The following is a 14067-nucleotide window of genomic DNA, read 5'->3' as shown; positions in this document are numbered from 1 at the left end:
TAACGTTTGTCAGAGCGTTGCTCCGTGGCCTAGCACATTAGCTTTGGGTAAAGAAGATATGGCGGTTGTTACCTGGCTTAATTGCTTCTCAGAAGGAAAAGATAATAACTCATCACGAGTTTCCAACATTGCCGCTGTCGCGTCACTAAGAATAGCGCTATCAACTGCATGGCCATTATGATAATAAATATTTTCATTTATTCCATTAGTGAAGGCATCTATTGCCTCCGGTAACTCTTCCTTTCTTTTATTGTAGTCAAACTTGATCTGATCTATTGTTAACTTTCCAATAATAACATCAATAAATTCTTTTTCAGCAATAGGGACATCACCTAAATCGATTAATGATTTACTTATTTTTTCATTATTTCTCACAGACTTAATTGCGGCGACAAATTTATCATTTCCAATATTTTTCCCTTAGCCAAGGTTAACAGTCCGTCAGGTAGTTTATGAGAACCCAATACAATCAATGATGCTAATTCTTGTATTCTCACTTCCCCTTTACTAGAGACTGCATCAATCAGATTGCGATATTGAGGATATTTTTTTATGAGATAAGATTGTTCATCCTTATAAGAAAAATCATTCTTCGGTTCAAGAAGCTTGACCATCCATTTATTTACCGCCTTTTTATACAATAAAATTTCTTTATAAAAATAATAGGTTTCTATATCCTTAACGCCACACTTCACCATTTTAATGAAATCAGACATATCAAATTCATTATTTTCTTTAGCAACATACTCCAGTGAGTGGTCGTCAACTCTGAGCTTCTCAAGTATGCATAATGCTGCCACAGCGCTTTTGCCATAAACATTATGGCGATGCATTAAATTAGCGATCTTATCGCTTACCTTATAAGACTTAGAGATATAATCCGGACTATAGTCAGCTTGGTGTGCTCCAGCAATATAAGTATCTTTACCAATTAATTCAATCTCTTCAGCTACCTCTTGGTCTAAAGAGGTATTATTGTATTCATTTTCAAAATGATAATCCATGTGCACTCCAATTAGTTGTTTTATTAAAATTAGTATAATTACTAATTGATAGTATATAAATTAAATTATACGTCTAATGAAATTATATTTATAATATTTATTTTCTTTATAAAAATTAGGATATAAAACTCTCATTGAGAAAGGAACAATACACCTAAGTTATAGTTAGCAATCGGATGACTATATTAATCGATAATATTAAACTGTAAATCTATGGTTGCCCCCGTTTTTGCAGCACTGATTATAATTTATATTGGGTTTTCCTAAACAGACAGTCTTCAGATAACACATTGAAGTTGACAGTAGATTGGCAGCCAACTCTGCTATTTTTTAGATGATGCAAAAAAATAAAACACCCTGTCAGCTTATCGCTCACAGGGTGGGGGTGATCATCTGATTAATCCACCGAAGTGGATTTTTCAATCAACTTTCAGAAGATAAGGCGCAGTAAAATTACTGACCTTTTACTTCTTTCAGGCCGTTGAATGGTGCGCGGTCGCCCAGCGCCTCTTCAATACGGATCAGTTGGTTGTATTTAGCAACACGGTCAGAACGGCTCATAGAACCGGTTTTGATTTGGCCTGCTGCAGTACCTACTGCCAGATCGGCAATGGTAGCATCTTCGGTTTCGCCTGAACGGTGAGAGATAACCGCGGTGTAACCTGCATCTTTCGCCATCTTGATAGCAGCCAGAGTTTCGGTCAAAGAACCGATCTGGTTGAATTTAATCAGGATAGAGTTAGCAACACCTTTCTCGATACCTTCTTTCAGGATCTTGGTGTTGGTTACAAACAGATCATCACCAACCAGCTGGATTTTGTCACCCAGAACTTCGGTCTGGTATTTGAAGCCAGCCCAGTCAGATTCGTCCAGGCCATCTTCGATGGAGACAATTGGATACTGTTTAGTCAGGTCTTCCAGGAAGTGAGTGAACTCTTCAGAAGTGAACGCTTTGTTGCCTTCGCCGGCCAGAACATATTTGCCGTCTTTGTAGAATTCAGACGCAGCACAGTCCATCGCCAGAGTCACATCTTTGCCTAACTCGTAGCCTGCTTGTTTTACCGCTTCAGCGATAACAGCCAGTGCTTCAGCGTTAGAACCCAGGTTTGGTGCATAACCGCCTTCGTCGCCAACTGCGGTGCTCATGCCTTTGGATTTCAAAACCTTAGCCAAGGTATGGAACACTTCAGAACCGATGCGAACAGCTTCTTTCAGAGTTTTAGCGCCGACTGGCTGAATCATAAACTCTTGAATATCAACGTTGTTATCAGCATGTTCGCCGCCGTTGATGATGTTCATCATAGGCAGTGGCATAGAGAATTTGCCTGGAGTACCGTTCAATTCAGCAATGTGCTCGTACAAAGGCATGCCTTTAGACGCTGCGGCTGCTTTCGCTGCTGCCAGAGAAACAGCCAGGATGGCGTTAGCACCAAACTGGGATTTGTTCTCAGTACCGTCCAAATCGATCATGATTTTATCGATGTTAGCCTGGTCTTTGGCATCTTTACCCAAAACTGCCTGAGCAATTGGACCATTTACTGCAGCAACGGCTTTCAGAACGCCTTTGCCCAGGAAACGGGATTTGTCACCGTCACGCAGTTCCAGTGCTTCACGGGAACCAGTAGAAGCACCTGATGGTGCCGCAGCCAAACCAACAAAACCGCCTTCCAGATGAACTTCGGCTTCTACAGTTGGGTTACCACGGGAGTCGATGATTTCGCGACCGATGACTTTAACGATTTTGGACATTAGATTTTCCTCAGTACAAGTTAAACTAAAACTCCAGACAGAGGGGGCGACATCGCTGCCGCCCCTTCTACCAAATATTTTATTTCACCTGGCGCTTCTGATAATCACCAGCCGCTTTCACAAAGCCGGCGAACAACGGGTGACCATCACGTGGCGTCGAAGTAAATTCTGGATGGAACTGACAAGCCACAAACCATGGATGGTTTGGCAACTCGATAATTTCCACCAGTTTGTTATCCGCAGAACGCCCGGCAACACGCAACCCGGCAGCTTCAATCTGCTTCAACAGCATATTGTTGACTTCATAACGATGACGGTGGCGCTCAACGATGGTAGGTTCGCCATACATCTGACGTACCAGGCTACCCTCAGTCAGGTTGCAAGGTTGCCCACCCACACGCATAGTACCGCCCAAATCGCTCTCTTCCGAACGCACTTCAACGTTGCCGTTTTCATCACGCCATTCGGTGATTAATGCAACCACCGGATACTTACAGTCTGGCACAAATTCTGTGGAGTTCGCGTTTTCCATTCCCACAACATTGCGGGCAAACTCCATCAGTGCAACTTGCATCCCCAGACAGATGCCCAGGTAAGGAATATTGTGTTCACGGGCATAGCGTGCCGCCAGCACCTTGCCTTCCACACCACGGTAGCCGAAACCACCAGGAATAAGGATAGCATCCAGCCCTTTTAGCATCTCTTCGCCACGTGTCTCAACATCCTGCGAATCAATCAGCTTGATGTTCACCGTCAGGCGATTTTTCAACCCACCGTGCTTCAAGGCTTCAATTACAGATTTATAGGCATCCGGCAGTTCTACGTATTTACCAATCATCCCGATGGTCACTTCGCCACCTGGATTTGATTCTTCGTATAATACCTGTTCCCACTCAGCGAGATTTGCTTCAGGACAAGTTAAGCTGAATCGTTTACAAATATAATCGTCAAGGCCCTGTGATTTCAATAGCCCTGGGATTTTATAAATGGAATCAACGTCTTTTAGGGAGATAACCGCTTTTTCTGGCACATTACAGAACAGAGCGATTTTGGCACGTTCATTAGCAGGAACTGCGCGATCAGAACGGCAAATCAGCACATCTGGCTGAATACCAATTGAAAGTAGCTCTTTTACCGAATGTTGCGTTGGCTTGGTTTTCACTTCACCAGCCGCAGCCAGATAAGGAACCAATGTCAGGTGCATGTAAAGCGTGTGCTCGCGGCCAACATCAACCGCCATCTGACGAATAGCTTCCAGGAATGGCAGGGATTCAATATCCCCTACGGTGCCGCCAATCTCAACCAACACCACATCGTGGCCTTCGCCGCCTTCGATGATGCGCTCTTTGATAGCATTGGTGATATGAGGAATAACCTGAATAGTTGCACCCAGATAGTCGCCACGACGCTCTTTACGCAGGACTTCAGAATAGATGCGGCCCGTAGTGAAGTTGTTACGACGGGTCATTTTGGTGCGAATGAAGCGCTCATAGTGCCCTAAGTCCAGATCGGTCTCAGCACCATCTTCGGTGACAAAAACTTCCCCGTGTTGTGTCGGGCTCATGGTGCCCGGATCCACGTTGATATACGGGTCCAGTTTCATGATGGTAACGTTGAGGCCACGGGCTTCAAGTATAGCCGCCAGAGAGGCTGCGGCAATGCCTTTACCCAGAGAGGATACGACCCCGCCGGTCACAAAAATATAATTAGTTGTCATGCTGAACCTGAGAGTTTAGGTTTAAAGACGATGGAAGTACCAGGACGGGAAAGTAGTATACCGGAACCTTGGTTTCGCTACAAATGATCTCCACGACCATGGCGGTTTTCGCTGCCAAAACCGCGCGGAACACCGTCTTACTATCCGTTATAATTCAATATATTAACGTAATTAGAATTCAACAACCATTCGTAAAATGAATTAAAACACCTTACATTTCAGTTTCTTGCTTTTTAACTTGCTGCCAGGCGGCTTCCATCTCAGCGAGTGTGGCACTCTCCATGGTCCGACCTGATGCTGTAACTATTTGTTCTACCTGACGAAAGCGCCGCTCAAATTTACGATTAGCCGCCTGTAGAGCATTTTCCGCTTTATGACCTAAATGGCGGGATAAATTCACCGTGGCAAACAACAAATCGCCGATCTCTTCACCCAGTTTCTCCTCATCGACCACCGCCTGACGCGCCTCGAACATCACCTCATCAATCTCTTCGTAGACTTTATCCAGCACTGGCCCCAGAGTATCCCAATCAAAGCCCACCGACGCACAGCGTTTCTGGATTTTATGGGCTTTCATCAACGCGGGAAGTGCATCAGGGATATCATCCAAAGCCGAATACAGTGCCTTTTCGGCCCGCTCCTCGGCTTTACGGGACTCCCAACCTGCCAGCGCGGCTTCACTGCCAATAGTCGCCTCAGCGGCGTGCTGAGCTTCATTTGGGAACACATGCGGATGGCGGCGTACCAGTTTGTCACAGATGGCGTGACACACATCATCAAACACAAATAGCCCCTGCTCCTGCCCCATTTGGGCATAAAACACCACCTGAAACAGCAGATCACCCAGTTCATCGCGCAGATCGTCGAAATCCTTGCGCTGAATCGCGTCAAGCACCTCGTAAGTCTCTTCCAGCGTATAAGGGGCGATAGTGTCAAACGTCTGCTTACGATCCCACGGACAGCCGTGCTCCGGGTCACGCAAGGTGCGCATAATATCCAACAAACGTTGCAGAGCTAAGGCGGTGGTGTCAGGGGAAGTTACTGGCTGAGTCATTTGAATTTATTCACTTTTTTTGGTTTTTAACATTCGAGAGGCAGCGGCAGCAGGCAGATTGATTGCGGCCAGCGCACAGCCCCCGGAGCGTACACGCAGTACGTGAGGAGGACGAGCACTGCCCAATATCAATATGCCAGAGCGGCTGAGGCCGCTTATACCCTTCGTCCTTGAAGCCGCAGGGTTGTTAGCTGCGCTCACTCACCCGAATCACTTACCTGAGTAAGTTCATCGGGATTTGTTTGCTTGCCGCCTACCTGCAACTCCAATGGCTTTGGGTATAGATAGTTTTAATTGCCGTGGAGGCGACGGGCATCTATCACATCCGGCAACTGATTCAGCTTGGCTAACACCCTACCCAACACCTGCAAGTTATAGATCTCGATATCCATATCGATGGTTGCCATCATCTTTTTGGTATCGCTACGGCTGGCAACCCCCAGTACATTGACTTTTTCATTCGCCAAAATGGTGGTGATATCGCGCAGCAGACCACTGCGATCGTTGGCGGTGACCCGCACCACCAGCGAATAGCCGCTGGAGTAGCTTTCACCCCAGACGGCATCAACAATCCGCTCTGGCGCATGAGACTGCAACTCAGCCAACTGCTCGCAATCGGCACGGTGGATCGATATCCCCCGCCCCTGCGTGATAAAACCAATAATTTCATCACCGGGGATCGGCTGGCAGCAGCGAGCAATGTGGTGCATCAGATTACCGACGCCCTCGACCACGATGCGCCCGCTGTCTTTGCTGGCATTACGCGGTGGTTGCTGCGTTTTATTATTCAGGTGGCGTAATGCTTCTAAATCAGCCTCTTCCGGCGTCGGCTTGTTTAGTTTCCCCTGCAGGAAGTTTACCATCTGATTCAGACGGATATCACCACCACCAATGGCCGCCAACACTTCATCCATAGAATTCATGTTATAGCGTGGAACCAGTAGCTTCTCAGCCTCTTTCAGGCTGATATCCATATGCTCTAGCTCGTCATCCAACATCTGCCGACCAGCAAGAATATTCTTGTCTCTATCTTGTTTTCGGAACCAGTTATGTATCTTGGATCGCCCACGGCTAGTGGTGACGTAACCGAGGTTAGGATTCAGCCAGTCGCGACTTGGATTTGGCTGTTTCTGAGTGATGATTTCAATCTGATCACCCATCTGCAATTGATAGGTAAAGGGCACAATACGCCCACTGATTTTTGCACCGATACAGCGGTGCCCGACATCACTGTGGATATGGTAAGCAAAGTCCAGTGGCGTAGAACCGGCAGGGAGATCAATAACATCACCTTTCGGGGTAAACACATACACCCGATCGTCAAATACCTGACTGCGCACTTCATCCAGCATCTCGCCGGAATCAGCCATCTCTTCCTGCCAGGCAATCAGTTTGCGTAACCAGGCAATGCGCCCTTCATAACCCGAGCGGCCTGCGGCCACCGCCCCCTCTTTGTACTTCCAGTGCGCAGCAACCCCCAGCTCGGCATCTTCATGCATCTGGCGGGTACGGATCTGAATTTCCAGGGTTTTTCCGCGCGGGCCTAGTACCACGGTATGGATCGACTGATAACCATTGGGTTTAGGGTTAGCGACGTAATCATCGAACTCATCAGGTAAATGACGAAAGTGGGTATGCACAATCCCCAGCGCGGCATAGCAATCCTGCAAGCGCTCCACCACCACCCGCACAGCGCGCACATCAAATAGCTCATCGAAAGCGAGCGATTTCTTCTGCATTTTGCGCCAGATACTGTAGATGTGCTTGGGACGGCCATAAATCTCAGCTTTGATACCTTCATCCGCCATCGCTTTGCGCAATGAAGCAACGAAGTCATCAATGAATTGCTCACGATCGATACGTCGTTCGTGGAGTAATTTGGCAATTTGCTTATATTCGTCAGGGTGCAGATAACGGAAGCAGAAGTCTTCCAGCTCCCATTTTATCTGGCCGATCCCAAGGCGGTTAGCCAGCGGCGCATAGATATTGGAGCACTCTTTGGCGGCCAAAACACGGATCTCTTCTGGCGCATCTTTCACTTCGCGCAGATGCGCGATGCGTTCTGCCAGTTTGATCACCACGCAGCGGAAATCTTCCACCATCGCCAGTAGCATACGGCGCACGTTATCCACTTGCTCGGAGCTCATGGAGTCATTGTGGGTGGCTTTCAACTGACGGATGGCGTCCATATCGCGCACACCGTGCACCAGATAGGTGATACCTTTGCCAAATTGCTCGGTCAGTGTGGCTTCATCCACCACATTGGCATCAGCTAGCGGGAACAGCAGCGCCGCGCGCATACTGTCATTATCCATGCTCAGGGTGGAAAGAATTTCAACCATTTCAAGGCCACGCCACAGCAGCAACGAGGCGTCGGGATGGTTTTGCGTCTGCTGCTCACAGTAACGCCAGGTTTCGGCTAATCGCTCACATGACTGCGGATTGGGAAGCCCCAAACTGGCGATCCAATCGTCGAGAGCAAACTCGCCCGCTGGATTCAAATGTGCACTTCGTACCGCAACCATAACTTCTCCCTACTTTGCGACCCCTGACGCCTGCATGAACAGCGCCATAGATTCAAGATGCCCGGTGTGGGGGAACATATCCAACATTCGCACCTGAGCAAGACGGTAACCGGCGGCTAACAACACCTGACTATCCCGTGCCAGCGTAGTGGGATTACACGAAACATACACCACCCGCTTTGGCGCCAGTTTAACTATATGTGACATAACCCCAGCAGCGCCAGCGCGTGCCGGGTCTAATAATACTTTATCGAATCCCTGAGCCGCCCACGGCTGGCAACTGATATCGAATTCCAGATTTTCATGAAAAAATGACACCTTGGGCAATGCATTATTCCGCGCATTATACTGCCCATTCGCCACCAGCGCCGCAACTCCTTGCACCCCGACAACTTCCCGCACACGCTTTGCCAGCGGCAAGGTGAAATTACCCATGCCGCAGAACAGATCCAGCACCCGCTCATGTGGCTGTACATCAAGCCAGCGATAACCTGAGCCACCATTTGCTGGTTGACTGCATCATTGACCTGAATAAAATCTCGCGGCTGAAACGCTAAACGTAGACCATCGATCTGGTAATAGGGTTCCTCACCAATGAGTTTTTCCAGATTCTCACCGTCGCCAGTCAGATAAAACGTCACCTGCTCACGTTTGGAAAAATCGGCTAGCGCGGTGCATTCTGCCTGTTTAAGGGTATCAAGGTGACGTAAAACCAGCAACGGCCCATTGTCGGCCAACACCAGCCCCACATGCCCTAGCCGTTGCGCCACCTGTAAGGCGGATAGACACAGATAAAGCGGTTGCAACAGGCGTGTTGCTGCTGACAGCCTCCACAAATTCCAAAGTGAGGGCAAGGAGGAGCGACCCTTTCACTGAATTGGTTCAGCAAACGTTTAATTTTGCCACGTCCATACTGGCGCTTTTGCTCGATCAGCTCAATTTCAGCTTGCTCTCCCGGCACCGCGCCGAGGATAAAAATAGCTTTACCCTAGTGGCGCGCAACGCCCTGACCAAAAGGGCCGAGAGAGTTTATGGTCACAGTTATCGTTTGTCGGGTCGTCACACGTCGGTTTGCAGAGTAGAATTGCGCCATAATGATTGATCGAGCGTCAGTTTTATAAGCTACCAATTCTCCCACATTGGAATACCATGACCAAATACAGTCTTCGCGCGCGCATGATGATTTTAATCCTGGCCCCCACGCTGCTTCTTGGGCTGTTACTCAGCACTTCCTTTATGGTCAATCGCTACAATGAACTGCAAAACCAAATAGTTAACGCTGGCACTAACATTATTGAGCCGCTGGCGGTTGCCAGTGAGTACGGAATGACCTTCCGTAACCGCGATACAGTCCGACAGTTGATAAATCTCTTTCATCGTCGTCACTCAAATATTGTTCGGTCAATTTCGGTTTTCGACGCAGATAACCATCTTTTTGTCACATCTAACTATAATTACAACTCCTCACAATTAAGGTTACCCAAAGGCGAACCCATCCCCCGTTCGCTGATGCTCTCCTACCGTGGCGACTCTCTGGTCATGCGTATGCCCATTGTCTCCGAATCTAATTTATCCAGTGATCGGGAGTCAGATTCTGATATCACCAGTCGGCCACTGGGCTATATCGCCATCGATCTGGATCTGCAATCCGTGCGTTTGCAGCAATATAAAGAGATCTTTATTTCGACCCTACTGCTGCTGTTCTGCATGTGTGTGGCGATTTTATTTGCTTATCGCCTGATGCGCGATGTCACCGGCCCGATCCGCAACATGGTGAATGCTGTCGACCGGATCCGCCGTGGGCAGTTAGATAGCCGCGTCGAAGGGCATATGCTCGGTGAGCTGAATATTTTGAAAAATGGTATCAATTCGATGGCGATGTCGCTGGCGGCCTATCACGAAGAGATGCAGCAAAATATCGATCAAGCCACATCCGATTTGCGAGAAACACTGGAGCAGATGGAGATACAAAACGTCGAGCTTGGGCTGGCGAATAAGCGCGCTCAGGAAGCGGCTCGGATTAAATCGGAGTTTCTGGCGAACATGTCCCACGAGCTGCGAACCCCGCTAAACGGCGTGATTGGCTTTACCCGGCAAACACTGAAAACATCACTGACACCGACGCAAACCGACTATTTACAAACGATCCAGCGCTCGGCCAATAATTTGTTATGCATCATTAATGACGTGCTGGACTTCTCCAAACTGGAAGCCGAAAAACTGATTTTGGAACATATCCCCTTCTCGCTCCGTAGCACGCTGGATGAAGTGATTATCCTGCTGGCGCACACAGCTCATGAGAAGGGGCTGGAACTGACACTGCATATTAATAATGATGTCCCTGAGCAGGTGGTCGGGGATGCGATGCGTTTGCAGCAAATTGTCACGAACTTGCTCGGTAATGCGATTAAGTTCACCGAACAGGGCAATATCGATATTCTGGTTACCTCGCAGGTACTAACGGCGCAGAGAGTGACGCTAGTGGTTGAGATTCAGGATACAGGCATCGGAATTTCTGAATCGCAGCAGGCCCAACTATTCCAGGCGTTTCGTCAAGCGGATGCCAGTATCTCACGCCGTCATGGCGGCACAGGGCTTGGACTGGTGATTACCGAACGATTGGTCAAAGAGATGGGGGGCGATATCAGCTTCCTCAGCCAGGTAGATCGCGGCTCAACCTTCAGATTCCACCTCACTCTGGATCTCAATGAAACGCTCTCTTATCGCCAACCTGATATGTCATATTTAGAGGGGAAAACGCTGGCCTATATTGAGCGCAACGCCTCCGCAGCAAGGGCCGCACTTGATATTCTCAGCATCACACCGTTGCAGATAACCCATAGCCCGACATTAGCGCAATTACCGGTGCAACATTATGATTTTCTGCTGGTCGGCGTACCCATTCCGTTCCGGAATAATATGGCTGTTCATCAGGATAAACTGGTGGCGGCGATGAAGATCTCCGAGCGGGTTATTCTGGCGCTGCCAAGTCAGTCACAGGTGGAAGCCGAGCAGCTTAAACAGCTAGGTGCAAAAGCATGTCTCATCAAGCCACTATCATCTAATCGTTTGATTCCTTTACTTTTATCTGAAGAGCCGCTTGAGGTGTCACGGGTTGAAGAGCAAGCAGAGAAACCGCTTAAATTACCGTTCAAAGTGATGGCGGTTGACGATAATCCAGCTAATCTGAAATTGATTGGCACCCTGCTGGAAGAGCAAGTTGCAGAAACCGTGCTCTGCGACAGCGGTGCGAAAGCCATTGCCTATGCCCGCGAAAATACCTTGGATATCATTTTAATGGATATTCAAATGCCAGAAATTGACGGCATCCGCGCCAGTGAAATCATTCATCAGATGTCCCATCATCTGGACACGCCGATCATTGCCGTCACCGCTCATGCGGTCAGGGGGCAGCAAGAGCAGTTATTAAAATTGGGCATGGCTGATTATCTGGCAAAACCTATTGATGAAGCCCGATTGATACAAGCGCTCTCCCGTTATCAGCACAATAGTTCGCCACCATTTGAGATGAAGGATGATATCCGGCTAATCGTGCCGCTTGTATATGCAGGGGCAATAGATTGGCCATTGGCTATAAGGCAGGCAGCAAATAAAGAGGCGCTCGCCAAAGATCTACTCACCATGCTGTTGGCGTTTATGCCGCAGGTAACAGAGCGTGTGCAGGCGATTTTGGCAGGAACAGATGATGACGATATCCTGAATCTGATTCACAAATTCCATGGTAGCTGTGCATGTAGCGGGGTGCCACGGCTAAAACAGCTGTGCATGACAATCGAACAGCAATTGCGTCAGCAAACTGATTTGCAGGAGTTGCAACCTGAATGGTTTGAATTGTTAGATGAGATAGAGAATGTCCGCTATGCCGCTAAAAACTACTTAGGGGCGGCGTAACACTCATCCGAACAGCAGAAATAAAAAAGGGCAAACCGAAGTTCGCCCTTAAATCGCGAGAGAGCAAATGAGTGACTTACTCGTCTTCGAGATAAGTATAGCCGTACAGACCGGCTTCAAACTCCTCCATAAACTGAGCTTGTAACTCGGTGTCCAGATCCGTCTCTTTCACTTGATCACGGAAATGAGCCAGCAACTTCTCTGGATTCAATTGAACATACTCCAGCATATCGGCAACGGTATCGCCTTCATCAGTTTGCTCAACTTCAACTGTGCCATCAGGGAAAACATACACATCAACGGCCGCGGTATCACCGAACAGGTTATGCATATTGCCCAGAATTTCCTGATAAGCGCCGACCATAAAGAAGCCCAACAGCGGTGGGTTTTCTGCGTCATATGGCGGCATTGGCATGGTGGTTGCCACGCCATCACCATCAATATAGTGGTCGATAGTGCCATCAGAGTCACAAGTAATGTCCAGCAACACTGCGCGACGCTCCGGTGGCTTATCTAAACCTTCCAATGGCAACACCGGGAACAGTTGATCAATACCCCATGCATCTGGCATTGATTGGAACAGCGAGAAGTTGACATACAGTTTGTCAGCCATACGCTCTTGCAGCTCATCAATAATGGGCCGATGTGCGCGGTTGCTTGGATCCAGCTGCTTTTGGATCTCATTGCAAATGCTCAGATACAGCTCTTCAGCCCAGGCGCGTTGTGCCAATTCCAGCATACCGTGGGCATATTGGGTATGGACATCATGCAAATCCATCTGGCTATCATGTAGCCATTCACGCAGCGAGCGGCGGTTTTCTGGCTCTTGCATCTCCAGCCAGGTGTCCCACAAGCTTTCTAACGCGCGAGGCGCATCAGCTGCTGGTGGCAGTGGCTCGCTGAACTCATTACGCTCTACGCCGATAACATTGGAGACCAGCACCGTGTGATGCGCAGTGACGGCGCGACCAGATTCCGTGATAACAGTGGGATGCGGCAGACCATGTTCATTACAAGCATCACCGATACCCCAGATAACGTTATTGGCATATTCATTCAAGCCATAGTTAACCGAGCAATCAGATTGAGAGCGCGTCCCTTCGTAATCCACACCCAGACCACCACCAACATCAAAGCACTGGATATTGACACCCAATTTGTGCAGCTCCACATAGAAACGCGCGGATTCACGCACGCCAGTGGAGATATCACGGATGTTGGATAGCTGAGAGCCCAAATGGAAATGCAATAATTGCAGGCTCTCCAGACTGTTGGCTTCACGTAACATATCAACCAGTTGCAGCACCTGAGTAGCCGACAAACCAAATTTGGATTTTTCACCACCACTGGCCTGCCACTTACCGGAACCTTGTGATGCCAAACGCGCACGAACACCCAAGCGCGGCACCACATTCAGGCGCTCGGCCTCTTCCAGTACCATTTTGATTTCTGACATCTTTTCGATAACCAGATAAACCTTATGGCCCAGTTTTTCACCAATCAATGCGAGACGAATATATTCACGATCTTTATAGCCATTACAGACGATGACCGAGCGGGTCATACCGGCATGGGCCAGAACCGCCATCATTTCAGCTTTAGAGCCGGCTTCCAGCCCTAACGGCTCGCCAGAACTCACTAAGGATTCAATTACCCGGCGATGCTGGTTGACCTTAATCGGGTAGACCAGGAAGTAATCGCCTTCATAACCAAAGGATTCACGCGCACGTTTAAATGCACCGTTAATTGAACGCAGACGGTGCTGCAAAATTTGTGGGAAACAGAATAACGCAGGCAGACGCTGCCCCTGCTCAAGCTGCATTCCTTTGACCAGTTGTGCCAAATCGACACGAGCTTCACGAACATCGGGATCAGGGCAAACGCTAATATGACCCAACTCATTGACGTCATAATAGTTGCCACCCCAATAGGCGACGTTATAGGTGCTCAGCATCTTGCTGGCATTACGATCATTCATGGCAACCTCCTGCATGGAGCGTAAAGAAACATGTGCGCCCGCAGCTGACGGACGGCCAATCAAGTTATCATCAGACATAATTCGCCTCTATTGCGATACTGACGATAAAGTCAGCCACTATCGCAGCT

The 14067-nt window shown here is 48.5% G+C and carries 8 protein-coding genes and 1 pseudogene; 1 reads left to right on the top strand and 8 read right to left on the bottom strand.

Annotation, left to right across the window (positions count from 1 at the left end):
• Window positions 1–9 precede the first annotated feature (9 nt).
• The 7 genes and pseudogenes from AACW11_RS20275 to rlmD form a co-directional block, all read right to left on the bottom strand.
• Window positions 10–375, bottom strand: coding sequence for a hypothetical protein (locus AACW11_RS20275; RefSeq protein WP_212585332.1), 366 nt, complete (start codon window positions 373–375; stop codon window positions 10–12).
• A complete protein-coding gene (locus AACW11_RS20270) occupies window positions 372–1004 on the bottom strand; it encodes a hypothetical protein (protein WP_212585331.1) in 633 nt (210 codons plus the stop codon). The genes AACW11_RS20275 and AACW11_RS20270 overlap by 4 nt, the downstream gene beginning before the upstream one ends.
• A gap of 453 nt (window positions 1005–1457) precedes the next feature.
• Window positions 1458–2753 (bottom strand): phosphopyruvate hydratase, encoded by a 1296-nt coding sequence (eno, locus tag AACW11_RS20265; protein WP_004875041.1) that lies wholly within the window; start codon window positions 2751–2753, stop codon window positions 1458–1460.
• Between the two features lie 79 nt (window positions 2754–2832).
• On the bottom strand, window positions 2833–4470 hold the full coding sequence (gene pyrG / locus AACW11_RS20260) for a glutamine hydrolyzing CTP synthase (RefSeq protein WP_032899044.1): 1638 nt from the start codon (window positions 4468–4470) through the stop codon (window positions 2833–2835).
• A 211-nt stretch (window positions 4471–4681) separates the two neighbouring features.
• Window positions 4682–5524 (bottom strand): nucleoside triphosphate pyrophosphohydrolase, encoded by an 843-nt coding sequence (gene mazG, locus AACW11_RS20255; protein WP_212585330.1) that lies wholly within the window; start codon window positions 5522–5524, stop codon window positions 4682–4684.
• 290 nt (window positions 5525–5814) lie between these two features.
• A complete protein-coding gene (relA, locus tag AACW11_RS20250; RefSeq protein ID WP_212585329.1) occupies window positions 5815–8049 on the bottom strand; it encodes a GTP diphosphokinase in 2235 nt (744 codons plus the stop codon).
• A 9-nt stretch (window positions 8050–8058) separates the two neighbouring features.
• Window positions 8059–9028: pseudogene (rlmD, locus tag AACW11_RS20245) on the bottom strand (23S rRNA (uracil(1939)-C(5))-methyltransferase RlmD).
• Between the two features lie 170 nt (window positions 9029–9198).
• Here rlmD and barA point away from each other — a divergent pair.
• Entirely contained in the window at window positions 9199–11961 is a 2763-nt protein-coding gene (gene barA, locus AACW11_RS20240) for a two-component sensor histidine kinase BarA (protein ID WP_212585328.1), read from the top strand.
• Between the two features lie 76 nt (window positions 11962–12037).
• Here barA and speA read toward each other — a convergent pair whose 3' ends face one another.
• Window positions 12038–14017: a biosynthetic arginine decarboxylase gene (gene speA / locus AACW11_RS20235; protein ID WP_212585327.1), complete on the bottom strand. Its 1980-nt coding sequence runs from the start codon at window positions 14015–14017 to the stop codon at window positions 12038–12040.
• Window positions 14018–14067 lie beyond the last annotated feature (50 nt).

Source organism: Yersinia sp. Marseille-Q3913, from assembly GCF_963892745.1.
In the GTDB taxonomy this organism is placed as follows: domain Bacteria; phylum Pseudomonadota; class Gammaproteobacteria; order Enterobacterales; family Enterobacteriaceae; genus Yersinia; species Yersinia bercovieri.
This window is presented reverse-complemented; position numbering and strand designations above follow the sequence as displayed.

Excerpts from the sequence above, each read along its gene's own strand:
- AACW11_RS20270 (WP_212585331.1), bottom strand. The coding sequence starts at position 1,004 with ATGGATTATCATTTTGAAAATGAATACAATAATACCTCTTTAGACCAA.
- barA (WP_212585328.1), top strand. The coding sequence starts at position 9,199 with ATGACCAAATACAGTCTTCGCGCGCGCATGATGATTTTAATCCTGGCC.
- eno (WP_004875041.1), bottom strand. The coding sequence starts at position 2,753 with ATGTCCAAAATCGTTAAAGTCATCGGTCGCGAAATCATCGACTCCCGT.
- speA (WP_212585327.1), bottom strand. The coding sequence starts at position 14,017 with ATGTCTGATGATAACTTGATTGGCCGTCCGTCAGCTGCGGGCGCACAT.
- pyrG (WP_032899044.1), bottom strand. The coding sequence starts at position 4,470 with ATGACAACTAATTATATTTTTGTGACCGGCGGGGTCGTATCCTCTCTG.
- mazG (WP_212585330.1), bottom strand. The coding sequence starts at position 5,524 with ATGACTCAGCCAGTAACTTCCCCTGACACCACCGCCTTAGCTCTGCAA.
- relA (WP_212585329.1), bottom strand. The coding sequence starts at position 8,049 with ATGGTTGCGGTACGAAGTGCACATTTGAATCCAGCGGGCGAGTTTGCT.